At 71.7% G+C, this 23228-nt stretch carries 21 protein-coding genes; 8 read left to right on the forward strand and 13 right to left on the reverse strand.

Going from position 1 to position 23228, the window contains the following annotated elements:
• Window positions 1-43: 43 nt before the first annotated feature.
• Together AB0H83_RS45670 and AB0H83_RS45675 are read right to left on the reverse strand one after the other, a co-directional pair.
• On the reverse strand, window positions 44-1558 hold the full coding sequence (locus AB0H83_RS45670) for a leucyl aminopeptidase family protein (RefSeq protein ID WP_360108145.1): 1515 nt from the start codon (window positions 1556-1558) through the stop codon (window positions 44-46).
• A 101-nt stretch (window positions 1559-1659) separates the two neighbouring features.
• A complete protein-coding gene (locus tag AB0H83_RS45675; RefSeq protein WP_081971220.1) occupies window positions 1660-1827 on the reverse strand; it encodes a DUF3117 domain-containing protein in 168 nt (55 codons plus the stop codon).
• A gap of 232 nt (window positions 1828-2059) precedes the next feature.
• Between AB0H83_RS45675 and AB0H83_RS45680 the strand changes: the two genes are divergently transcribed.
• Both AB0H83_RS45680 and AB0H83_RS45685 read left to right on the forward strand, forming a co-directional pair.
• Window positions 2060-2845 carry a PaaX family transcriptional regulator C-terminal domain-containing protein gene (locus tag AB0H83_RS45680; RefSeq protein WP_360108085.1) on the forward strand — a complete coding sequence of 262 codons (786 nt, stop codon included), beginning with the start codon at window positions 2060-2062 and terminating at the stop codon, window positions 2843-2845.
• Between the two features lie 7 nt (window positions 2846-2852).
• Window positions 2853-3644 (forward strand): enoyl-CoA hydratase-related protein, encoded by a 792-nt coding sequence (locus AB0H83_RS45685; protein ID WP_360108148.1) that lies wholly within the window; start codon window positions 2853-2855, stop codon window positions 3642-3644.
• Between the two features lie 176 nt (window positions 3645-3820).
• Here AB0H83_RS45685 and AB0H83_RS45690 read toward each other — a convergent pair whose 3' ends face one another.
• From AB0H83_RS45690 to AB0H83_RS45710, 5 genes are all read right to left on the reverse strand, one after another.
• Window positions 3821-4321, reverse strand: a complete 501-nt coding sequence (locus AB0H83_RS45690) for a hypothetical protein (protein WP_360108088.1) — start codon at window positions 4319-4321, stop codon at window positions 3821-3823.
• A gap of 280 nt (window positions 4322-4601) precedes the next feature.
• A complete protein-coding gene (locus tag AB0H83_RS45695) occupies window positions 4602-5165 on the reverse strand; it encodes a GrpB family protein (RefSeq protein ID WP_360108091.1) in 564 nt (187 codons plus the stop codon).
• A gap of 43 nt (window positions 5166-5208) precedes the next feature.
• Window positions 5209-5787 (reverse strand): DNA-3-methyladenine glycosylase I, encoded by a 579-nt coding sequence (locus tag AB0H83_RS45700; protein WP_360108094.1) that lies wholly within the window; start codon window positions 5785-5787, stop codon window positions 5209-5211.
• Window positions 5788-5808: 21 nt separating this feature from the next.
• Window positions 5809-6297 (reverse strand): SRPBCC family protein, encoded by a 489-nt coding sequence (locus tag AB0H83_RS45705; RefSeq protein ID WP_360108097.1) that lies wholly within the window; start codon window positions 6295-6297, stop codon window positions 5809-5811.
• Entirely contained in the window at window positions 6294-6845 is a 552-nt protein-coding gene (locus AB0H83_RS45710) for a DivIVA domain-containing protein (RefSeq protein WP_360108100.1), read from the reverse strand. Before AB0H83_RS45710 ends, AB0H83_RS45705 begins: the two co-directional genes overlap by 4 nt.
• 73 nt (window positions 6846-6918) lie before the next feature.
• Here AB0H83_RS45710 and folP point away from each other — a divergent pair, with 73 nt between their 5' ends.
• Entirely contained in the window at window positions 6919-7782 is an 864-nt protein-coding gene (folP, locus tag AB0H83_RS45715; RefSeq protein WP_360108103.1) for a dihydropteroate synthase, read from the forward strand.
• Between the two features lie 75 nt (window positions 7783-7857).
• On the opposite strand, the gene AB0H83_RS45720 is transcribed toward folP, so the two are convergent.
• The gene (locus tag AB0H83_RS45720) at window positions 7858-8244 is read right to left on the reverse strand and encodes an NADH-quinone oxidoreductase subunit A (RefSeq protein ID WP_360108106.1); all 387 of its coding nucleotides are present in this window, start codon (window positions 8242-8244) and stop codon (window positions 7858-7860) included.
• 142 nt (window positions 8245-8386) lie between these two features.
• On the opposite strand from AB0H83_RS45720, the gene AB0H83_RS45725 reads away from it, so the two are divergent.
• The 3 genes from AB0H83_RS45725 to AB0H83_RS45735 all read left to right on the forward strand — a co-directional run bounded on the left by AB0H83_RS45725 (window position 8387) and on the right by AB0H83_RS45735 (window position 12842).
• Window positions 8387-9775 carry a hypothetical protein gene (locus tag AB0H83_RS45725; protein WP_360108109.1) on the forward strand — a complete coding sequence of 463 codons (1389 nt, stop codon included), beginning with the start codon at window positions 8387-8389 and terminating at the stop codon, window positions 9773-9775.
• 198 nt (window positions 9776-9973) lie between these two features.
• On the forward strand, window positions 9974-11821 hold the full coding sequence (locus AB0H83_RS45730) for a 2-oxoacid:acceptor oxidoreductase subunit alpha (protein ID WP_360108112.1): 1848 nt from the start codon (window positions 9974-9976) through the stop codon (window positions 11819-11821).
• Window positions 11814-12842, forward strand: a complete 1029-nt coding sequence (locus tag AB0H83_RS45735; RefSeq protein WP_360108115.1) for a 2-oxoacid:ferredoxin oxidoreductase subunit beta — start codon at window positions 11814-11816, stop codon at window positions 12840-12842. Before AB0H83_RS45730 ends, AB0H83_RS45735 begins: the two co-directional genes overlap by 8 nt.
• Before the next feature lie 321 nt (window positions 12843-13163).
• Here the strand turns inward: AB0H83_RS45735 and AB0H83_RS45740 are convergent, their stop codons facing one another.
• Together AB0H83_RS45740 and AB0H83_RS45745 are read right to left on the reverse strand one after the other, a co-directional pair.
• Window positions 13164-15848 (reverse strand): adenylate/guanylate cyclase domain-containing protein, encoded by a 2685-nt coding sequence (locus AB0H83_RS45740; RefSeq protein WP_360108118.1) that lies wholly within the window; start codon window positions 15846-15848, stop codon window positions 13164-13166.
• Window positions 15849-16108: 260 nt separating this feature from the next.
• Window positions 16109-16330, reverse strand: coding sequence for a zinc ribbon domain-containing protein (locus tag AB0H83_RS45745; RefSeq protein WP_360108121.1), 222 nt, complete (start codon window positions 16328-16330; stop codon window positions 16109-16111).
• Window positions 16331-16384: 54 nt separating this feature from the next.
• Between AB0H83_RS45745 and AB0H83_RS45750 the strand changes: the two genes are divergently transcribed.
• Entirely contained in the window at window positions 16385-17461 is a 1077-nt protein-coding gene (locus AB0H83_RS45750; RefSeq protein WP_360108124.1) for a lytic murein transglycosylase, read from the forward strand.
• A 77-nt stretch (window positions 17462-17538) separates the two neighbouring features.
• A complete protein-coding gene (locus AB0H83_RS45755; RefSeq protein WP_360108151.1) occupies window positions 17539-18534 on the forward strand; it encodes a GNAT family N-acetyltransferase in 996 nt (331 codons plus the stop codon).
• A 19-nt stretch (window positions 18535-18553) separates the two neighbouring features.
• Here the strand turns inward: AB0H83_RS45755 and AB0H83_RS45760 are convergent, their stop codons facing one another.
• From AB0H83_RS45760 to AB0H83_RS45770, 3 genes are all read right to left on the reverse strand, one after another.
• Entirely contained in the window at window positions 18554-19459 is a 906-nt protein-coding gene (locus AB0H83_RS45760) for a DUF3152 domain-containing protein (RefSeq protein WP_360108127.1), read from the reverse strand.
• Between the two features lie 88 nt (window positions 19460-19547).
• A complete protein-coding gene (locus AB0H83_RS45765; RefSeq protein ID WP_360108130.1) occupies window positions 19548-21653 on the reverse strand; it encodes a ThuA domain-containing protein in 2106 nt (701 codons plus the stop codon).
• Window positions 21654-21713: 60 nt separating this feature from the next.
• Window positions 21714-23228 (reverse strand): carbohydrate-binding protein (locus tag AB0H83_RS45770; protein WP_360108133.1); only part of this gene is annotated, 1515 nt, incomplete at its 5' end.

Consider the following 23228-nt stretch of genomic DNA (forward strand, 5'->3'; position numbering starts at 1 on the left):
CCAACCAGAAAAAAGCAGGAAAGCCCAGGAAGCGGGCAACCGCTCAGGCCGTGGTCTCCAGCCACCGCAGCAGGGTGCGTACCCCCCAGCCGGTCGCACCCTTGGTGAGCTCCCCGTCGGCCGAGTCCGCCCACGCCGAGGACGACATGTCCAGGTGCGCCCACTGCTGCCGCAGCCCGCCGGTGAACTCGCGCAGGTAGAGCGCCGCCATCAGCGAGCCCGCGCCGACGTCGGTGGAGTTGACGATGTCGGCGACGTCGCTGTCGAGGGCCTCGACGTAGTCGTCGTGCAGCGGCATCCGCCACATGGACTCCCCGGCGGTCGCGGCGGCCTCGGCGAGCTGCGTGGCGAGGGTGTCGTTGTGGCTGTAGAGGGCCGCGGTCCGCTTGCCGAGGGCGACGCCCTGCGCGCCGGTGAGGGTCGCGAGGTCGATGATCGCGTCGGGCCGCAGCCGCCGGACGGCGTAGGCCATGGCGTCACCGAGGACCAGGCGGCCTTCGGCGTCGGTGTTGTGGATCTCGCTGGTGGTGCCGCCGTAGTGGCGGATCACGTCGCCGGGGCGGAACGAGTCGGCGCCGAGCGCGTTCTCCGCGAGGGGGGCGAGGGCGGTGATCCGCAGCGGCAGGCGCAGCGCGGCCGCGGCGAGGGTCGCGGCGATGACGGCGGCGGCGCCGGCCATGTCCTTGCGCATGAGTTTCATGCCGGACAGCGGCTTGACGCAGACACCGCCGGTGTCGAACGTGATGCCCTTGCCGACGAGCACGACGTGCCGCTGGGCGCCGCGGGGCCGCCAGGACAGCTCCACGAGGCGCGGGCTGCGGGTGGAGCCGCCCCCGACGGCGAGGATCGCGTTGAACCCCTGCTCGGCGAGGGTCTTCGGGTCGCGGACGGTGACGGTGACCCCCGGTACACCTGCCGCGGCCTTCTCGACCCGCTTCGCGAACCAGGCCGGCGTCTTCTCGTCGCTGGGCATGTTGGTGAGGTCGCGGGCAAGGACCGTCGACTCGGCGGTGACCCTGGCCAGGGCGAGCCCGGTCGCCAGATCGGCGGAGGGCACCCCGGACGCCGACGGCACGAGCACGACCCGGCGCAGCGCCGGCGGCTCGTCGATGCCGAGACGGAACCGGTACGACGCGAGCCACAACCCTTCACCGAGCCCCCGCACCGCGGCCGGAGTGACGTCGTCGGGCAGCAGGACCATGAGGGTCGGCTCGCTACCGGCGGACTTCGCGAGCTTCGCGCCCGCGGCGCGCCAGCCGGCCTCGTCGCCCGCACCGACACCGACGAAGAGCAGGCGGTCGGGGCGGCGCCCGGCGCGGGGCAGCTTGTGCATGGTGCCGGCCGACCCGGAGTGCTCGACATCGGCGAGGAACGCCATGATGTCGTCCAGGTCGGCCGGGCCGAGCTTGAGCCTCGCCAGCGACAGCCGCACGGCCGCGAGTCGTGCGTCCGCGAGCTCCTCCGGCGAGGGGTCGTCAGATGTGGTGTCCCCGCCGGCCGGCACGACGACGGCGACCGCGCCGGAGGCGTTGCGGGCCGTGGCGAACCGTATGTCCAGCAAGAGCGTGCCTCCACTCGAAGTTATCCGCGCATGCCTCGGGGAGCGACCGCCTCAGGGCCACTCGGTTGCGCGGGGTCATGCCGGATGAACGAAAGACCTCAGCCGGTGGCGGTCTTCAGCGCCTCGCTGAGCTCGTTGGCCTCATCCTTGGTCATCTCGACGACGAGCCGCCCACCACCTTCCAGCGGGACCCGCATGACGATGCCCCGCCCCTCCTTGGTGACCTCCAGCGGACCGTCGCCTGTCCGCGGCTTCATGGCCGCCATGTTGTCTCCCTTCGCTCCCTGATGTCCCAGACACCAGGTGGCACAGCCGTCCCCGCATGCCCGCGCGGCCTGTCACCAGCGTCGGCCGGGACCTGCCTCCCGGCCTTCCGACTCGTGATGAACGCGCCAACAGATGATTTTCCCTGATGATGGCCCCAAGACCCAAACCGGGACGCGAACCATGTGACAACTCCTGGCGGTGAATGCCGATCAACTGTCACAATAAGCGGCCATGCAGGCCCGGTCCGCCCTCTTTGATCTGTATGGCGACCATCTCCGTCCCCGCGGTGGACGGGCCGCCGTCGCGGCCCTCGTGCGCCTGCTCGCACCCCTCGGCATCGCCGCGCCCGCCGTCCGGACCGCGGTGTCGCGGATGGTACGGCAGGGTTGGCTGCAACCTTTACGGTTGCCGACCGGCCCGGGCTACGGCATCACCCCGAAGGCGGCACGACGGCTCGATGCGGCAGGTGCCCGCATCTACCGCACGCCGAAGGGCGACGCCGCCTGGGACGGACGGTTCGATCTCATCACGTTGGACCCGCCGCAGCACCGAGGCGCGCGGGCAAAACTCGTCGCCAACCTGGGATTTCTCGGGTACGGGGCGATCGACCCCTCCACCTGGATCGCCCCGCGCCCCGGCGAGGGCGTCGACGCGCTGCTGGCCGAGGCCGGGGTCCGCTTCGACCGGTTCAGCGCCAGCCACGTCGCCGGCGGCGGATCGCTGGTGACCAGGGCGTGGGATCTGGACGAGATCGGCGCCGCGTACCAGGACTTCGTCGCCAGGCTGACCCCGGTGGTGGCCGGCATCGGACCGGGCACCGACGACGAGCAGGCGTACGCGGCCAGATTCACGCTCGTGCACGCCTGGCGGGCGTTCCTGTTCCGCGACCCGCAGCTGCCGCCGGAGCTGCTGCCGCAGCACTGGCCGGGCACCGCGGCGGCCGCGTTCTTCGACCGACACGCCGGTCGGCTGCGCCCCGCCGCCGACCGCTACGTTGACCAGTGTCTGCACAGCTAGGAAAGGGATCCGCATGAGCCTGCAGGTCGAGCGCAACGACGCGGTCGCCGTCGTCACCATCAACCGCCCCGACGCCCTCAACGCGCTGGACGTCGCGACGAAGGTCGCCCTGCGCGACACGCTGCGGGACCTCGCCGCCGACCCGGCGGTCCGGGCCGTCGTGCTGGCCGGGGCCGGCCGGGCGTTCTGCGTCGGGCAGGACCTCCGCGAGCACGTCGACCTGCTCGACCGCGGTGACCCGGCGCCGCTGGCCACGGTGCGGGAGCACTACAACCCGATCTCGGAGCTGGTCGCGGGCATGCCGAAGCCGGTGGTGGCGGCGGTACGCGGGATGGCCGCCGGCGCGGGCGCGTCGCTGGCGCTCCTGGCGGACTTCCGGGTCGGCGGGCCGGGGACGAAGTTCCTGATGGCGTTCGCGAACGTGGGCCTGGCCGGCGACACCGGCGTGTCGTGGACGCTGCCGCGGCTCGTCGGGCAGGCGAAGGCCACGGAGCTGCTCATGCTGGCCGAGCCCATCGACGCGGCCACCGCCGACCGGCTGGGGATGCTGTCGCGGCTGGTCGACGACGACGAGCAGGTGCTGCCGGCCGCGCTGGAGCTGGCGGCGCGGCTGGCCGCCGGGCCCACCGTCGCGTACGCGCAGATCAAGCGCCAGCTGGTGGCCGCCGCAGGCGCCCCGCTGAGCGACGCCCTGGCCGTGGAGGCCGACGCGCAGGGGATCTGCGGGCAGTCCGCCGACCATCTGGCATCGACGACCGCCTTCGTGAAGAAGGAGCGGCCGGTCTTCCAGGGCCGCTGAACCGGGCTTCCCCCTGAATATGCCGGCCATGCGGTGACCGCAAGGCCGACCGGACAGCACACACGCACCTGCTGCGCCGCGCGACCTTCGGACCGACCGCCGGGGAGGTCGGCGCGGCGGAGCGGGCCGGCCTCAGCGCGGCTCAGACCGGGCCCTGCCGGGCCTGCTGCCGCCGGTCACTCCTCCTCGGGGTCCTGGTTGGCCTCGGCGCCGAGCACGAACGCCTGCATGGCCAGTTCGTCGCCGACCGGCCACACGAACGCGGGCAGCTCGGCCGGGCCGAGGTCGCGCACGTACGCCCAGAACTCCCGCACCGCCTCCGCCGGCGACGACGCCTCGATCGGCAGGTCGACGCTCACCAGCCAGGTCTTTTTCGCCGGCGCCTCGCCCGTCCCGGACACCGCGCCGAAGGCGGCGTCGTCGATCCGGTGCGCCCCGGGCTCGAGCGGGCCGGCCTTTCCGGTGAACGGCAGCGGCGCGTCGATCAGGTTCACCGTGTACTGCAGCCGGCCCGCCCCGTCGGCCCGCGCGACCCCGAAGACGACGGGCTCCTCGAGCGCCGCGACCAGCAGCGCCTCGTCACCGGCCGGCAGCTCGGCGCCCGGCACGAACCGTGAAGCGTAGAGACGCTCCTGCGAGAACCGCTCCTCGGAAACGACCACCGCCCACTTCGTCATGCCCCCATTCCACCATCCGCCCTGCCCGCACCTCGCCGCGGCGGTCCGGGGCGCCACGGCGGGAACGTGCGCGGGTGGTCAGGGTGGTCAGGGTGGTCAGGGCGGTCAGGGCGGTCAGGGCGGTCAGGCCGGTCAGGGCGGTCAGGCCGGTCAGGGCGGTCAGGGCGGTCAGGGCGGTCAGGCCGGTCAGGCCGGCCCAGTCAGCGATGCTCGACGGTCCAGCCGGTCAGGCCGGCCCGGTCAGGCCGGCCCGCTGCCCGGCCCGGTCAGGCCGGCTCGGTCAGCGCTGCTCGACGGTCCAGCCGGTCTGGTTGGCCCACTGCTCGGCGCGGTCGAGCATGTCGAAGATGAACTCGGTCTTCGCCCTGGTGTAGCGCTCGCGGTCGTCGGCGTAGCGGACCGCGAGGCGGCGCTTCACCTGGGCGTAGGCGTCGGCGGCGAGCTCGTGGTTGCGCAGGAAGTCCACGAAGAGCAGCTGGACCCGCTCGTGGGAGGAGCCGCGCGAGGTGACGTGGACGTGGCGGGTGCGCGGCGGGGCGGCCGGCCGGTAGAACGACCAGGACGCGGCGGCGTCGCGGTGGGCCAGGGCCATGCCGGTCGACTCGACGGCGGCGCGGTAGCCCTCGCGGTCGTGCTCGTCGGCGACGACGACGAGGATGTCGATGACGTTCTTCGCGGCGAGGCCGGGCACGGCGGTGGAGCCGATGTGCTCGATGCGCAGCGCGACGGGCCCGAGCGCGTCGGCGAGCTCGTCACGGTAGTAGGCGAACTTCGCCGGCCAGCTCTCGTCGTAGTCGACGAGGTCGAGGGGTCCCCCGTAGTCGGCGGCGAACTCGGCCGTCATCGGTCCACACTCCCGTCGCTCACCGGGTGATCGTCAATCCGGATCATGGCCGGTCGGGCTGCACAAAACAAGAGGCGAGGTGATCGTCGACCATGCCGGTGGCCTGCATCAGCGCATAGGCGGTCGTCGGGCCGACGAACCGGAAACCATGCCGCTTCAGGGCCTTGGCCAGGGCTTTGGACTCCTCGGTGACGGCCGGGACCTCGGCGAAGCTGGCCGGGCGGGACGCCCTGGGCTCCGGCGCGAACGACCACAGCAGCTTCGCGATCCCGCCCGGCAGGTCGGCGGCGGCGCGGGCGTTGGCGATCGCGGCCTCGATCTTCGCCCGGTTGCGCACGATGCCGGCGTCGGTGAGGAGCCGCTCGACGTCGGCCTCGCCGAACTCGGCGACCGTGGCGATGTCGAACCCGGCGAACGCGGCACGGAACGCGGGCCGCTTGCGCAGGATCGTGATCCACGACAGGCCGGACTGGAACGCCTCCAGGGTGAGCCGCTCATAGAGCCCGTTGTCGTCGCGGACCGGCCGGCCCCACTCCGTGTCGTGATAAACGGCGTAGTCCGGCGTGGAGCCGCCCCACGCGCACCTGGCCAGCCCGTCGTCACCGATGACCACATCAACCACGTCACGGAATGTACTGCAGGGCTACGACAGTTTCCCGGCCTCGACGAGCCGGGCGAAGCGCCGGAGGGCGCCGGTGAGGCTGACCTTGGAGCCGGGCCAGAGGACGGGCCAGGCGGCCTTGCCGGCGACCCCGGCCGGCAGGTGGAACCATTCGTGCCAGACGACCTGGGTGCGGCCGGCGCCCAGCGGCGTGCAGCGCAGCACCCCGGGGCCGCGCAGCACCTTGCCGTGGTGCACGACGCGGACCTCGTACGGCGGGTCGACCTTCACCACGCGCATGAGGTCGCGCACGGCGGCGGGCCCGACCCTGGTGACCGCCTCGATGGAGCTGCCTTCGCCGCCGTCGCCGGACAGCACCCGCACCGTGGTGAACGGAATCCAGTCGCTCTGGCGGGGCCAGTCGATGAACGCGGCGAAGACCCGCTCGGCGGGTGCCCGGACGATCACCGTCGCGGTCACCTCGCCGGTGCCGGGCTGTGCCGCCGCGTCGTCGAACGACGGATCGGTCACTTCACCACCGGGGACGGGCTGCCCCACGTCTCGTCGCTGGGCAGGCCCCAGCTGTTCGCCGCGCCGTCCTCGCCGGGGCGGTCGGCGTCGGTGTCGGTGTCGGTGTCGGAGACGACGTCGGCGGCGGGCTCCGCGGCGGGTGCGGGGGCGGCCGGCTTCTCCAGCACGACGTTCGTGCCGCCGGCGCCGGTGACCGCGGCCTGGCGGGCGTCGCGCAGCGCGTCGGCGTCCTCGGTGCGCCCGTCGCGCAGCGCCTTGATCTCGGCCTCGAGGACCTGGATCAGCTCCTCCTTGTAGCCGATGTCGTAGCCGGCGCGGCGCAGCGCCGCGTCGACCTGCGCCATGCGGTAGCCGCGCAGGGCGGTGTCGAAGCGCACGTGCCCGACGTCGCCCTCGACCAGCGGCCGGGACGAAGGCAGCGGCACCGCGCGCCCGTCGGGCTCGAGACCTTCGATCCCCGGGTCGTCACCGGTGATCAACAAGGACACGCCGAACCCGATGGCCCCGACGACCACGGCGGCGATCAACACCAGGAGGAACTCAGCCATAGGGGGAATCGTGGCACGCTGGCTGGGCGCGGGCGACCCCGGCACACCCATCTGAAGGAAAGACGGAGGATCCATGATGTTTCGGCTGGGCGGCCGGCAGTTCACCGACAGTGACTATGCGGTGATGGCGATCGTGAACCGTACCCCCGACTCGTTCTTCGACAAGGGTGCGACGTTCGCCGAGGACGCGGCGCTGCGGGCGGTCGAGGCGGCGGTCGCCGAGGGCGCCGACATCATCGACATCGGCGGGGTGAAGGCCGGCCCGGGCAGCACCGTGGACGCCGCGGAGGAGCTGCGCCGGACGCTGCCGACGGTCGCCAAGGTCCGGGAACGCTTCCCTGACGTGGTCATTTCCATCGACACGTGGCGGGCGGAGGTGGCCCGGGAGGTCATCGCCGCCGGCGCCGACCTGATCAACGACACGTGGGCGGGCGCCGACCCGGGACTGGCGGCCGTCGCCGCGGAGACGGGCGCCGGGCTGGTGTGCTCGCACGCGGGCGGGTTGACGCCGCGGACCCGGCCGCACCGGGCGGCCTTCACGGATCCGGTTGAGGATGTAGTACGCACCGTGACGGGCCTGGCGGAGCGGGCGGTGTCGCTGGGGGTCCGGCGGGACGGCATCCTCATCGATCCCGCGCACGACTTCGGGAAAAATACGCGTCACTCCCTGGCGATCACGAACCGCCTCGGGGAGATGACGGCGACCGGCTGGCCGGTGCTGGTCGCGCTGTCGAACAAGGACTTCATCGGCGAGACCCTGGACGTGCCGGTCGGCGAGCGCCTGGAAGGCACCCTGGCGGCGACGGCCGTGTCGGCGTGGCTGGGCGCCCGGGTCTTCCGGGCGCACCAGGTGCGGGCGACCCGCCGCGTCCTGGACACGGTCGCGGCGATCCGCGGCGACCGCCAGCCCGCCGTGGCCCGCCGCGGGCTGGCCTGAGCGCCGCAGGGTCGCGGCGCCGGCGGATCGCGGCGCCGACCTGAGCGCTGCGGAATCGCGGCGCCGACGCTAGCGTCAGGTCCAGCGCAGGATGCGCTTGCGCCAGGCGTACAGGATGCCGAGACCGAGCACCGCAACGAAGATCGCCATTTCGACCACGGCGGCCGTGCCGAACTCTGGCCGGTCGAAGATCACCGCCCAGGGGAAGAGGAACACGCTCTCGACCGCGAACAGGGCGTACAGGAAGGCGTACACGTAGTAGCGGATCTGCGCCTGGGCCCAGTCGCCGCCGACCGGGTCGAGCCCACATTCGTAGGTGTCGAACTTCGCGGCCGCCACCCCACTGTCAGCCGATCGGCGGGGTCCCAGCAACCGAGCAGTCGTAAAGGCGGCGACGAAGACACCCGCGCCGACCAGAAGCAGGAGGCCGAGCGTCGCATAACCACCCAGATATCCACTCACAACACGCACCGTACCCGCATAAACACGATCTCCGACATGCCGAAATCGAGAAGTTGTCTAGATAATGGGCTTCCTTGCCCTACGGCAAGCAAGTACCCCCCGAGCAAGCGGACCGCCGCCGCCGAGATACGAGGACACCCCCATGGAAGCACCCGCGCGCCGCCGCGCCCGGCTTCGTGCTGCCTTCGTTGTGCTGAGCACCGTCTGCTCGCTGCTGTTCACGCTGTCGCCGGCGGCCCACGCCGAGCCGGACCCGGAGCAGTCCACGACCGAGCCGACCGACCCGCCCGTCACCACGGCGCCGCCACCGCCGCCGACGACCGAGGCACCGACGACCCAGCCCCCACCGCCGACGACCGAGGCGCCGCCACCGCCGCCGAAGGTCCGCAAGTTCGCGGTGTCGGTCAGCAACGTCGTGCTCGGCGACGGCTACTGGCAGGGCGACGGCTCCGGCAAGCTCGTCATCTCCGTGCAGAACCTCGGCGAGCTCGCCGAGACCATCACCGGGTACACCACGTTCCCCAGCGGCACCCGCGCGACCGGCGGCTACGGCACCGACGGCTGCACCACCAGCAACGGCACGCTGAGCTTCAGCTGCCCCCTGGCGCCGGGCAAGATCGGCCACGTCGTGATCACCGTCGACGTCGCGCCGGACGCCTGGCGCCTGTCCGGATCCGGCAACGTGACCGCGGTGATGGAGAACTTCCCGCCGAAGGTGCGGAACTTCTCGATCACCTTCAGCACCACGCCCCCGGCGCCCGGCATCGAGCTCAGCGCCGACCCGCTGAACCTCCCGGCGCAGGTCACCCCGCAGGCACAGACCACGACGCTGCAGATCAGGCTGCGCAACACCGGCTCGGCGAAGGCCTCCGGGGCGATCGAGGTGGTCACCCCGCCGGGTGTGGACGTGGTGTCGTTCCCCAGCGTCTGCAAGGTCAGGAAGCGGCTGTCGGCGGAGCGGGACCGGTGTGAGTTCGGCGACGTCGCCGCGGGCCGGGACGTGTCCGCCGGCTTCGGGCTGTCGATCACCGCGTCCGCGCGGGCCGAGCTGCCGCTCACCGGTGCGGTCCACGGGTACCTGGCGCCGATCGGCCGGAACGCGGTCGAGACCCGCGTCGACTACAAGATCAGCGGGCCGCCGGTGGCCGGCGAGACGCCACTGCCCACGGAGGCGCCCGCGTCGCCCGTCGCGGTGGCGGTCGCGTCCGGCACCGACGTCGCGAAACGCCGGCCCACCAGCGGCCTGACCGGCGATCCACTGTCCAGCGGGCCGCTCATCGGCGGGATCGTCGGCCTGGTCGCGCTGGTAGGCTTTTTAGTGGTGTTCTCGCTGCGTCGCCGCCTGCGCGAGGAGTCCGACGTGCCGGTGGCGGTGGCCGCGGGGACCGCGGCGAGCGTGCCGGAGCCGCGCAGAAGTGACGAAAATCTACCGGCGCTGCCCCAGCGCTCGCCGATCCCCAGGTCGCTGACGCTGCCCAGGCTGCCCGACGGGCCCGTCGCCGGATCGGGCTTCCGCAGTACCGACGAGTAACGCAGGATACGTGCGGTTTTGTGCGGTTACTCAAGAGCCGCACAAATCCGGGATCCGACCCACATGGGCAACTGCGGCGGCGGCAGTCGGGGACCTTCGACGTACCCTCTGAGTGTCAGCAAGGATCGGGCCGGCTCGACGACGTTGTCGCACCACCGGATCCGGAGTTCCGCCAGCTTCAACAGGAGGTCAGCTCACGTGACCAAGCAGGTCCGCCAGCTGGATCGAGTGGTCATCAGGTTCGCTGGCGACTCCGGCGACGGCATGCAGCTCACCGGTGACCGGTTCACGTCGGAAACCGCGCAGCTCGGCAACGACATCTCGACCTTGCCCAACTTCCCCGCGGAGATCCGCGCCCCCGCAGGCACCCTGCCGGGCGTGTCGAGCTTCCAGGTGCACTTCGCCGACTTCGACATCCTGACGCCGGGTGACGCCCCCAACGTCCTGGTGGCGATGAACCCCGCCGCGCTCAAGGCCAACCTCGCCGACCTGCCCAAGGGCGCCTCGATCATCGTCAACACCGACGAGTTCACCAAGCGCAACCTGGCCAAGGTCGGCTACGCGACCAACCCCCTCGAGGACGGCTCGCTCGACGGCTGGGTCGTCGCGCCCGTCGGGCTGACCTCGATGACGGTCAAGGCCCTCGAGTCGCACGGCGTGTCGAAGAAGGACGCCGAGCGGGCCAAGAACATGTTCGCGCTCGGCCTGCTGTCGTGGATGTACTCGCGCCCGCACGAGTCGACGCTGCGCTTCCTGGAGCGCAAGTTCGCCGCCCGCCCCGAGCTGGTCGCGGCCAACGTCGCCGCGTTCAAGGCCGGGTGGAACTTCGGCGAGACCACCGAGAACTTCGCGGTGCGCTACGAGGTGAAGCCGGCGAAGATGGCCGCCGGCAACTACCGCAACATCACCGGCAACGCCGCGCTGGCCCTGGGTGTCGTGGCCGCCGGGGTACGTGCCGAGCTGCCCGTCTTCCTGGGCGCGTACCCGATCACCCCGGCCTCCGACATCCTGCACGAGCTGAGCAAGCACAAGAAGTTCGGCGTGACGACGGTGCAGGCCGAGGACGAGATCGCCGCGATCGGCGTGGCCCTCGGCGCGTCCTACGGCGGCGCGCTGGGCGTGACGACCACGTCGGGGCCGGGTGTCGCGCTCAAGGGCGAGACCATCTCCCTCGCCGTCGCGCTGGAGCTGCCGCTGCTCATCATCGACGTCCAGCGGGCCGGGCCGTCCACGGGCCTGCCGACCAAGACCGAGCAGGCCGACCTCAACATGGCCCTGTTCGGCCGGCACGGCGAGGCCCCGGTCGCGGTCATCGCGCCGCGCTCCCCCGCCGACTGCTTCAACGCCGCGCTCGAGGCTGCCAGGATCGCGCTGGTCTACCGCACGCCGGTCATCCTGCTCTCCGACGGGTACATCGCCAACGGCTCCGAGCCGTGGCGGCTGCCCGACGTCGCGGACCTGCCGGACCTGCGCACCGAGTTCGCGACCGAGCCGAACAGCGAGGACGGCACGACGTTCCTGCCGTACCTGCGCGACCCGGTGACGCTCGCCCGGCCATGGGCGGTGCCCGGCACACCCGGCCTGGAGCACCGCATCGGCGGCCTGGAGAAGGCCGACAAGACCGGTGACATCTCCTACGACCCGGCCAACCACGACTTCATGGTCCGCACCCGCGCGGCGCGGATCGAGGGCATCGAGGTGCCCGACGTGGAGGTCGAGGACCCCGACGGCACCGCCCGCGTCCTGGTGCTGGGCTGGGGCTCGACGTACGGTCCGATCGGCGCCGCCGCGCGTGCCCTGCGCCAGCGGGGGTTGCCGATCGCGCAGGCGCACCTGCGGCACCTGTCGCCGATGCCGAAGAACCTCGGCGCGGTGCTCGCCGCCTACGACAAGGTCGTCATCCCGGAGATGAACCTCGGCCAGCTGGCCGGGGTCATCCGCTCGAAGTTCCTGATCGACGCGATCGCCTACAACCAGGTCCGCGGCCTGCCGTTCACCGCCGCGGAGCTGGAGTCGGTGCTGGAGGAAGTGGTCAAGAATGCCTGAGGCGCTCAAGCTGACGATGAAGGACTTCAAGTCCGACCAGGAGGTGCGCTGGTGCCCCGGCTGCGGGGACTACGCGATCCTGGCGGCGGTCCAGTCGTTCATGCCGGAGCTCGGCATTCCGCGCGAGCGGATCGTGTTCGTCTCCGGCATCGGCTGCTCGTCGCGCTTCCCGTACTACATGAACACCTACGGCATGCACTCGATCCACGGCCGCGCGCCGGCGATCGCGAGCGGCCTGTCGGTGTCGCGCCCCGACCTGTCGGTGTGGGTGGTGACCGGCGACGGTGACGCGCTGTCCATCGGCGGCAACCACCTGATCCACGCCCTGCGGCGCAACGTCAACCTGAAGATCCTGCTGTTCAACAACAAGATCTACGGGCTGACGAAGGGCCAGTACTCCCCGACCTCGGAAATCGGCAAGGTCACCAAGTCGACGCCGGCGGGGTCGGCGGACTCGCCGTTCAACCCGATCTCCCTCGCCCTGGGCGCGGAGGCGAGCTTCGTCGCGCGGACCATCGACTCCGACCGCAAGCACCTGCAGTCGGTACTGCGGGCCGCCGCCGAGCACCGCGGGTCGGCGTTCGTGGAGATCTACCAGAACTGCAACATCTTCAACGACGGCGCGTTCGACGCCCTGAAGGAGCCGTCCACCAGGGACGACTTCACCATCCGGCTCGAGCACGGGCAGCCGATCACCTTCGGCAAGGACGGCGAGTGGGCGGTGACGCACCCGCCGGGCGGCTTCGGCCTGTCCGTGGTGCCGACCGCGTCCGTCCAGCCCGGCGAGATCGTCGTGCACGACCAGTCCGTCGCCGAGCCGGCGTACGCGTTCGCCCTGTCCCGGCTGCCGGGCCTCGACCTGCGCAACACGCCGATCGGGGTGTTCCGCTCCGTCGAGCGTCCCGCCTATGACGACCTGGTCCGCGAGCAGCTGACCACGGCGAAGGCCAAGGTGAAGGGCACCCCGGAGGAGGAGCTCGGCGCCCTGCTCAACAGCGGCGACACCTGGACGATCCTGTAGGCAACCGAAAAGGGACCCGGTGCGTCTGAAGAGGTAGCGCACCGACACGTCGGTGAGCCCTCCCTGAGGTGGGGTGACAGTGCGGCGAGGCAACCCCTCAAAGCCCTGTCACCCCATCTGAGCCCACCGTCCAGCAGGGCTCATCCTGGGCGAACCCGTCGCGCCGGCCGGACCACCGCGGTGATCCAAGTCGCGTCCCGGCCATCCGGGCGACCACGACGGGACTTCGATCAACCGGGGCAGGATCACCAGCACCGACGGGGTCGGCCAGCCACCCGGACAGCGGCCTGACCAGCACCGGTGACGTTCGTGGTCAGAGCACTACTCGACGGCGGAGAAGCGGATCGAGCCGGCGACGAGGTCCGGGTGCTCGATCGTGAGCGCCAGGGCGACCGACTCCTCCAGGCTCAGCGCGCCGCCCGCGGCGTAGGCCTCGTCGAAGTCGGCGTCGCCCATCGAGGTGCGCAGCGCGGCCTGCTGCTCGGTCCAGTACGAGCCGAACCCGCCGGCGGAGCAGCGCAGCCGGACCCGGGCCGCCTCGGCGGCGCCGAAGAGCCGGGCGGCGGTGCCGGTCTCGCCCGCGAGGGCGCAGCGGACCGCGATCGCCATCAGCGTCTCGCAGACGCGCAGGTGGAAGCCGTGGCTCATGCGGGAGCGCAGCGCCACGATCAGGTGGTCGTGGGCGGCGACCAGGTCGCCGCGGGACAGGGCGATCAGGCCGAGCAGCATGTCGACGGTGCGCCGGCCGCGCTCCATCGGGCGGGTGTTCTCCAGGGTGCGGGCCGAGGCGAGGAGGTCCGCGGCCTCGTCGAGGGCGCCGCGGCGCCACAGCAGCTGGGCGAGGGCGTAGACGGCGAAGAGGGTCTCACCCGCGACGCCCTGCTCCTCGGCGAGGGCGATCACGTCGCGGCAGGTGCGTTCGGCCTCGTCGAAACGGCCCATGTCGAGCAGCGGCGCGCTGCGCCCGGCGAGGACACGGGCGAGGAGGCCGGGGTCGCCGGCGCGGCGGGCGGCCGCCTCGGCGCGCTGGGAGAAGCGCAGCTCCTCGACCGTCTCGCCGTCGGCGCCCGCGTGCAGGGAGTGCATGTGGTACGCGGCGGCCAGCTCGGCGTCGGGGACGGGTTCGCCGGTCGCGCTGATCCGCTCGTACAGGCGGAACAGCCACATGCGCCCCTCGCGGACGAGGCCGCGCTCGCGCCACCACTGGTCCAGGGCGCCGGCGACGGCGAGGCCCTGCCGGGCGCTGCCGCGGGTCACCGTCCAGTGCAGGGCGGCCCGCAGCTCGTCGGCGAGCGGGTCGAGCGTGTACAGGGACAGGGTGACGGGCCGGCCGTCGGCACCGAGGTACGCGTCGTGCGCGGCCTGCAGGCACCAGGCGACGTGCCGCTCGCGGGCCGACTCCTCCTCGCCGGCCTCGACAAGCAGCCGGGCGGCGTAGGCGCGGATCGGGTCGAGCATGCGGTAGGTCGCATTCGCGGCGCCGGCCTCGGCCTGCAGCAGCGACTTGTCGACGAGGGTCGCCAGGGGGTCGAGGGGGTCGCCGTCGTGCAGCCACTCGATGGCGGGCAGGTCGACGGGGCTGGCGAAGACCGACAGCCGGCGCAGCAGCCGGGCGGCGCGCTCGTCCAGAGTCCGGTACGACCAGTCCACCGCCGCCTGCATGGTCCGGTGCCGGTCGCCGGGCACCTCGGGGTCGGCGGGGCGGCCGTGACCCGCGTCGAGGGTGCCCAGGACGTCGTCGATGCGGTTGGCGAGCTGTACTGCGGACAGCAGCCGCAGCCGCGCCGCCGCGAGCTCCAGCGCGAGGGGCAGCCCTTCGAGGGCCTCGGCGACCCGGGTGAGCTGGGCGATGTCGCCGGGCTCGACGGGGCGACCGCCGCGGGCGGCGGAGGCGCGGTCGACGAGCAGCGCGACGGCGTCGCTGAACCCGCCGCCGCTGGCCGCCTCGACCGACAGCGGCGGGATGCGCCACACGACCTCGCCGGGCAGGCCGAGCGGCTCGCGGCTGGTCGCGAGGACGGTGATCGCGGGGCCGGCGGACAGCAGCCGCGACACGAGCCGCCGCGCGGCGGGCAGCTGCGCGTCGGAGGTGTCGAGCAGGATCAGCATCCGCCGGTCGCGGGCGTGGTCGACGAGGGTCTGGATGACGGGCCGGCCCGGCTCGGGGCGCAGCCCGACCGCGGCGGCGACGGCGACGTCGACCAGGTCGCTGGTGGCCACGGCGCTGAGATCGGCGAACCAGACCCCGTCGCGGAACTGCTCGACCAGCTCGCCGGCGGCCTCGACGGCCAGGCGGGTCTTGCCGGCGCCGCCGGCGCCGACGACGGTGACGATGCGGTGCGTGCTGATCAGGTCACGCACCGCGGCGCGCTCGCTGGCGCGGCCGATGAACCTGGTGGTCTGCACCGGCAGGTTGTGCGCGGGCGCGTCGATGGTGCGCGGCCGCGGGAACTGCCGCTCCAGGCCGGGCGCGACCAGCTGGAAGATCCGCTCGCAGCCGTCGAAGCCGCGCAGCCGGTGCAGGCCCAGGTCGAGCAGGTACGTGTCGCAGGACAGCTCACCGACGCGGGCGGCGGTGGCGGCGGAGCAGAGGACCTGCCCGCCGTGGGCGGCGGCGGCGACGCGGGCGGCGCGGTGGACCTCGGGTGAGGTGTACTCCCCGCCGTAGGGCTCGGCGAACCCGGTGTGCAGCCCCATCCGGACCTTCGGCCGGGCGGTGGAGCCGTCGGCGGCGACGGGCCAGTCGTGGGCGGCGAGCTCACGCTGCGCCTCGATGCAGGCGGCGAGCGCGGCGGCGGCGTCGGCGAACGCGACAAAAAGGGAGTCACCCTCGGTGAACAGTTCAACACCGTCTGCCTTGGACAGCGCGCGGCGGATCACCTGCCGGTGCTCCTGGAGCACCGGCCGATACCCCGTGCCGAGCATCTGGGCCAGTCGAGTCGAGCCCTCGATGTCGGTGAACAGGAATGTCACCAGCCCACTGGGCAGATGCGTCCGCGCCGACACGTGAAACCTCCGCCTCCCTTTTCAGGCGTGACCCATAATTCCCCACCCCGGGGGTCACGCGCATCGTAGAAACGGTCCCCAACAGTAGCCCTCAAGGTCGATGAGCGGCTGCTCCATGCAGGTCAGCAAGCATACGGGGATGAAGCTCGAGTGGGTTTCGCGTGACGTAACGACCACCTGACCCAGCGAGTTGTGGCACGCAAGGCCACAACATCAAAGCCGTCTGGCGACTATTTCGAAACCGGTCCGTAACAATGGCATCAACAACCGCATGCGCCGCCGCAACATCCACCACCGGCACCACCGGAAGGACGCGGCTGGGCCCCTCCCGCGTTGCTGCCACCCACCGCGACGGTCGACAGCAGCTTCACCGTGTCGTCGTGGCCCGCCGGACAGGCGGCGTTGGCGTTGGCTTCACTCATCGGCCGCTGGACTTCGAACGTGTCGCCGCAGGCCCGGCACCGGTACTCGTAACGAGGCATCCCCACAGGTTAGGCGACGGTGACACGCGCGCGGGAATTCGGAATACTCGACATGTGGCAACGAAGCACGGTCCCGAGCCCGACGAGCAGCGACCCACCACAGTGGACACACTCTCGGTGACCGCACTCCGCCCACCAGCGCCGGAGCGAGCGCCCGACGCGGCACCCAAAGCAGCGGACCAGGACGAAACCGTGCCGGCGCAGCGGCACGTGCCGAAGCATGCGGCGAAGGAGCCCGGCGAGATCACTCCGGCGGGTGAGGCTCCCGCGGCCACCGCCGCCGACGTCCTGCAGAGCCGCCCCAGCCGGCTGGAGGGCCTGCTGGTGTGGCTGCGCCGCCCCGCCGGCCGGACCGCCGGTGCCGGCCTGGCGATCGCGCTGCTGCTCGGCGCCGCGTTCGCCGCCGGCCGCTACCTGGTCCCGGCGGTCGCCAAGCCACAGGCCGGCGGATCGGCCCCGCCGCCGACGGCGACCCCGGGCGGGATCGAGACCGGCGAGGCGCCCGCACCGATGCCGCCCGCGTCGTCGTTCAGCCCTCCGGCCGGCACCAGGGAGCGCCCGGCCGACGTGCTGGCCGCGTGGGCCGGCCCGCGCGCCGTGAAGCTGAACATCCCGCCCGTGGCGATGCAGGCGTACGGCTACGCGGAGCTGATCACCGCCCGGACCACCCCCGGGTGCAAGCTGACCTGGACCACGCTCGCCGGCATCGCGAAGATCGAGTCCGACCACGGCCGCACCAACGGCTCGCTGGTGCAGGAGGACGGCAAGTCGGTGCCGCCGATCATCGGCCCGCCGCTGGACGGGCAGAGCGACCGGAAGGCGATCCGCGACACCGACGGCGGCACCATCGACACCGACAAGACCTGGGACCGCGCGGTCGGGCCGATGCAGTTCCTGCCGAGCACGTGGAAGCAGTTCGGCGTGGACGCCGACGCCGACGGGGTCACCGACGTCAACGACATCGACGACGCGGCGCTGACCGCCGCCGCGTACCTGTGCGCCAACGGCCGTGACCTGTCCACCCTGGAGGGCTGGAACGCCGCGATCCACGCGTACAACATCCCCGAGGAGTACCGCACGGCGGTGTTCAACGCCACGAACGACTACGGCCGGCGCGACCGGACCGGGTAGTTCCGGGCAGTTGAAGGCCACGCTCTGCGGCGCGGTACTTCCGCTGAGCCACAAAGGTAGGCAAGCTTGACTCCGTGATGGTGCGCGAGTGGGACCCAGGGACCGCGTCCGCGGCCGAGATCGAGGCGGTGCTGCGGGCGCTGAACGAGATCGTGGCGTTCGACGTGCCTGAGGATCCGCCGTGGCGGGACGTCAAGTTCCGTGAATATCTCGCCGTGACGATGCCCGGTGAGCGGCGCACGTCGTGGCTGGCCGTCGACGAGTCCGGGGCCCTGCTCGGGCACGCCAGCCTGCTCGCGCTGGAGGAGATCGGCGTGCTGGAGCTGTCGGTGGTCCCGGCGGCGCGCCGCGGGCACGTCGGCACGGCGTTGCTGGCCGCGGTGGCGCGGCGGGCCGCCGAAGAGGGCTTCGAGTCCGTCGGGGTCGAGGTGATCGGCGGCACCCCGAGCGTCAAGTTCTTCGAGTCGTTCGGGTTCGAGTGCGCGTTCATCGAGCAGCGCAACCTGCTCGACCTGGGCGGCGTCGACTGGCTGCGGCTCGGCGAGATGGCCGCCGGCATCGGCGCCGGCTACCGGGTCGAGTACCACCCGGGTGGCCCGCCGGAGGAGCACTACGCGGGCTACGCGGCGGCGAAGGAGGCGGCCCGGGCGTCCGTCGCGGCGGACCTGGAGCTGCGGCCCAGCTCCTACGACGCGGAGCGGCTGCGGGCGAGCCTGGCGACGCTGCACGCGCGCGGGCTGAAGCCGTACATCGTGCTGGCCGTGCACGAGGCGTCCGACACGATCGCCGGCCTCACCGAGGTCGTGGTGCCCGCGCAGCGGCCGACCCGCGCCGACCAGTACGACACGATCGAGGTGCCCGTGCACCGCGGGTACGGCATCAGCCGGGCGATCAAGGCACGGATGCTGTTCGAGCTGCGGGCCGCGGAGCCGCACCTGCTGGACGTGCAGACGTGGAACGCGAAGGAGAACGAGCCGCTGCTGAAGGTCAACGCCGAGCTCGGCTTCAAGCCCGACCGGGAGTGGCGCGAGTACGACGCCGACGTCATCGACCTGCTGCGCCGCTTGAAGTAGGCCGCGCTGAGCAAACGGCTCAGCTGGGTGCCCAGGGACCTTGGACGAAGGTCCCTTCGGCAGTGAACGGGAACGAGTTGATCGTGCACCCGTTGAGCGCGATCGTCTGCGTCTGCATGATCGGGGCCGGCTGCCCGGCGCCCGGGCACTTCATGTGGTCGAAGCCGAGGAAGTGCCCCATCTCGTGGTTGACGGTGTTGGCGTGGAAGTCCACGCCGGGCGCCCCGTCGATCCCCTTCAGCCAGCGGCGCAGGTTGAGCAGGATGGTCTGGCCGTACCGGCACGAGTAGATGCCCTGCGTGCTGACGCCGACGGACGCGCACAGCTTGTCGACGGTGCCGGGGGTCGCCAGCCGCAGCCGCACGCTGTAGTCCTCGCCGCTGACCCGCTGGAACGACCAGCTGGCGGCGGTGAGCTTGTTGGCCGCGTACGTCACCGGGTGCTCGGCGGACATCGTCCAGCCCAGCTGCGCGCCGAGGGCACGTTCGACCTCGGCCGCGGTCTTGTCGGTGGTCCACACCGGGTTGGCGCCCCACTGGATGCCGTTCTCGACCTCGACCCGGTACTTGACGAGGGTCGCGCCGCCGCCCACGATCCCGGTGCCGCCGGCCGCGACGGTGAACGTGCCCGCCCCGGTGGCCGGCACGCCGTCGCCGCCCGGTGCGGGCGGTTTCGCCCCGCCGGTGTCACCGCCGGCCGCGACCTGCTTCTTCAGCGTCGAGGACGGCTTCGGTGCCGGCTTCTTGCTGGCCGACGGCTTCGCCGAGGGTGAGGGTGAGGCCGGGGGTGACGCGGACGGCGCGGCCGGGGAGGACGTGGCCGGTGTCTCGAGGCTCGGCGGCGCCGCGGCCGCGCCCGTCTTGTCCGGTTGGCCACCGCACGCGGCCAGGCCGAGCACCATCACCGACGCCAGTGTCAACCTCACCCGTGTCCCCAGCACCCAGGCAGCCTAACCGCCCGTGGCACGGCGACGGGGCCCCGGGCACGCCCGGGGCCCCGCCAACGGGTGCCGGTCAGGGCAGGGTCCACTTCTGGTTGGCGGGCACCGGGCTGATGCACGTCCACAGGTGCACGACGGTGCTGTCCGCGGAGTTGTTACCGGACACGTCCAGACACTTACCGGACTGCGGGTTCCGCAAGGTCCCGTCGGCGTTCGGCGCCCAGTTCTGCGCCCCCGACCCGTTGCACGTCCACAACTGGATCTTCGTACCGTCCGCGGAACCACCACCGGACACATCCAGGCACTTACCGAACGCCCGCAACGTCTGACCGGTACGCGTCCACGTCTGCGCAGCCGTGCCATTACACGTGTACAGCTGGATCTGCGTACCGTCCGCAGTCGCCCCCGAACGCACATCCAGACACTTACCGGCCAGACCCTTGACCGGGCCGACGCCGGTCTGCGGGGTCGAGGACTTCACGAACGTGATGTCGTCCACGTCGAACAGGCCGGTGCCGGTGCCGGTGAACGTCAGGAAGATGTTCGCGGTGCCGGACGGCACGCCGGTCAGCGTGGTGGTCACGTTGGCGTAGGTGTCCCAGCTGCCGGTGTTCGGCACGTTGACGGTGCCCAGGACCGTGCCGGTCTGCGAGCCGGTGCGGATCTGGATCTGGCCGCCGGGGCCGCCGGAGACGACCCGCGCCCGGAAGGACGTGGCCCCGCCGACGTTGACGTTGTTGTAGCCGGCCCAGTCGCCCGGGTCGATGTAGCCGAGGGTCTGGCCGTTGTTGGCGCCGGCCTTCGTGAACGCCTGCGCGCCGTTGACGGAGGTGAACGACTCGGCCTGCACGGTCACGTCGGTCGACGGGGTGCCGCCCAGGTCCTTGATCCGGACGTTGCGGAACGAGGCGACGTCGCCGCTGCCGTGGTTCTGGATGCCGATGTAGCCGTCGAGGTTGCGGTTCGGGTCGGTGTTGGTGAAGTCGTTGATCAGCGTGCCGTTGAGGTACACCCGGATCCGCTGGCCCTCGACGAGCAGCTCGTAGGTGTTCCACTCGCCCGCCGGGTTGAGCGCCGCGTCGCGGGCCGCGATGTCCGCGGACTTGAACGTGTAGATGGCGCCGGTGGTGCGGTCGGCGGCGTCGGTCGCGTCGATCTGGATCTCGTAGCCCTGGTTGACGGCGACCCACGGGTCACTGCCGGGGTTCGGGAAGCCGACGAAGATGCCGGAGTTGCTGTCGCCGGTGAGCCGCCAGTCCGCCTTCAGCGAGTACGAGGTGTACTGCTTCGCGCTGTACCAGAACAGGCCCATGCCACCCACGGAGGTGAGCGTCGCGTCGGTGTTGCTGAAGCTGCCGGGGCCGGACTGGGACCAGCCGGTCGTGGCGCCGTTGTAGATCGCGGTGTAGCCGCTCTCGGGACGGCAGTCGGCCTTGGCGCGCTTCGCGGCGTACCGGATGCCGCCGAGCAGCTCGTTGCGGAAGTTGCCGTCGGCGTACGACTCCTGCGTGTGCCCGAAGCCGGTGTAGAACGAGCGGCCGCTGTCGATCGTCTTGCACCAGGTGATCGGGTGGTCGGCGCCCATGGTGCCGCCGGAGTACGACGACTCGTCGAGGGTGGCCAGGACGCGGGCGCCGCTGCGCGGGTTGCTCTGGTAGTTGTACAGCTCGTCGGTGCGGGTCCAGGTCTGCGGCAGGTGCGCCGTGGCCGGGTGGGCCCGGTTCTCGGTCTTCGAGTTGACCTGCTGGATCGCCGGGTGCGAGGAGAACCACGCGCCGACCAGCGTGCCGTAGAACGGCCAGCCGTACTCGGTGTCGGCGGCCGCGTGGACCCCGACATACCCGCCGCCGCCGCGCACGTACGACTCGAACGCGGCCTGCTGGGTGTCGTTGAGCACGTCGCCGGTCGTGTTGAGGAAGACGACCGCCTCGAACTGCGCGAGGTTGGCGGTGGTGAAGCGGGTGGCGTCCTCGGTGGCGGTGACGGTGAAGTTGTTGGCCGCGCCGAGCTGCTGGATGGCGGTGATGCCGGCCGGGATCGCGTCGTGGCGGAACCCGGCGGTCTTGGAGAACACGAGCACGTCGTAGGGCGCGTCGGCGGCGACGGCCGGGCTGGCGGCGATGAGGGAACTGGCGGCGAGGGCGATGGCGGCGCCCGCACCGGCGAGGGATCTGCGCACGGAATCTCCTTAGCAAAGAGGGAGGCGCCCGCGTGGCGGCGCGGGCGCCCGATCACCTCGTCAGGGCAGGGTCCACTTCTGGTTGGCGGGCACCGGGCTGATGCACGTCCACAGGTGCACGACGGTGCTGTCCGCGGAGTTGTTACCGGACACGTCCAGACACTTACCGGACTGCGGGTTCCGCAAGGTCCCGTCGGCGTTCGGCGCCCAGTTCTGCGCCCCCGACCCGTTGCACGTCCACAACTGGATCTTCGTACCGTCCGCGGAACCACCACCGGACACATCCAGGCACTTACCGAACGCCCGCAACGTCTGACCGGTACGCGTCCACGTCTGCGCAGCCGTGCCATTACACGTGTACAGCTGGATCTGCGTACCGTCCGCAGTCGCCCCCGAACGCACATCCAGACACTTACCGGCCAGACCCTTGACCGGGCCGACCCCGCCGCTGGTGGTGGTGAACGTGAAGCTGTCCAGGTCGAGCAGCGCGGCCGTGCCGGTCCCGGCGAACGTCACGTACAGCGACGTCGTGCCGGCCGGCGGGCTGGTGATCGGCGCGGTGACGGTCGTGAACGTCTCCCACGAGCCGGTGACCGGGATCGTGGCGGAGCCGATGACGGTGCCCGTCGGCGAGCCGGTGCGGAACTGCACCGTGCCGCCGGTGCCGCCGGACGAGGCCCGGACCAGCACCGAGGTGGCGTTGTTCACCTTGTACGGGTCGAAGGAGATCCAGTCGCCGTTGTGGATGTCACCGACGGTCTTGCCACCCTCGGCGGCGGTCTTGGTGAACGTGTTGATGCCGGAGGACGTCTTGAAGTGCTCCGCCTGCCGGTGCCGGGGCTGCAGGATGTTCTGGGCGTGCGTGGTGAGGCCGCCCTTGTCGGTGTACTGCGCGTCGAAGATCGGGAAGATGTTCGCCGCGTCGTCGTGCTCACCGTCCACCGGGATTGTGATCGTGCCGGAGCAGCCGGTCTGTGCCGTGATCTGGTGGGCGTGCTGGTCGTGGCCGAGCACGTAGGTCATGGTGACCTTGGTGCAGTCGATCGTGCCGTCCTCCGGGTCGCTGACCGTGACGCTCCACGGCACGCTGTCGCCGAAGGACACCAGCTGCCCCGACGCCGGCGCATTGATCGTCACGGCCGGCGCGGTGTTGCCGACGCTGATCAGCACGCTGGACGTGGCTGGGGCGTTCTGGTTGTCCCGCACCGTGAGCGTCGCGGTGTACGTGCCGTTGGTGGTGTAGGTGTACGACGGGTTCGCCGCGGTCGAGTCCTGGGTACCGTTGCCGTCGAAGTCCCACGAGTAGGTCAGCGGGCCGCCCTCGGGGTCGCTGGAGCCGGCGGAGGAGAACGCCACCGTCAGCGGCGCCGCGCCCGAGGTCTTGTTCGCGCTCGCCACCGCGGTCGGCGCCCGGTTGCCGCCGCCCACGTAGTCGTAGCGGTACAGGGCCGAGTTGGCGTCGCCGTTGAAGTAGCCGGTGCCGTAGTCCAGGACGTACAGGGCGCCGTCGGGGCCGAACTGCATGTCCATGACCTGCTTGCCGTTCCACGGGAACGTGTCGATCGCGCCGCGGGT

The sequence above is a fragment of the Dactylosporangium sp. NPDC050688 genome (assembly GCF_040654515.1).
GTDB lineage: Bacteria > Actinomycetota > Actinomycetes > Mycobacteriales > Micromonosporaceae > Dactylosporangium.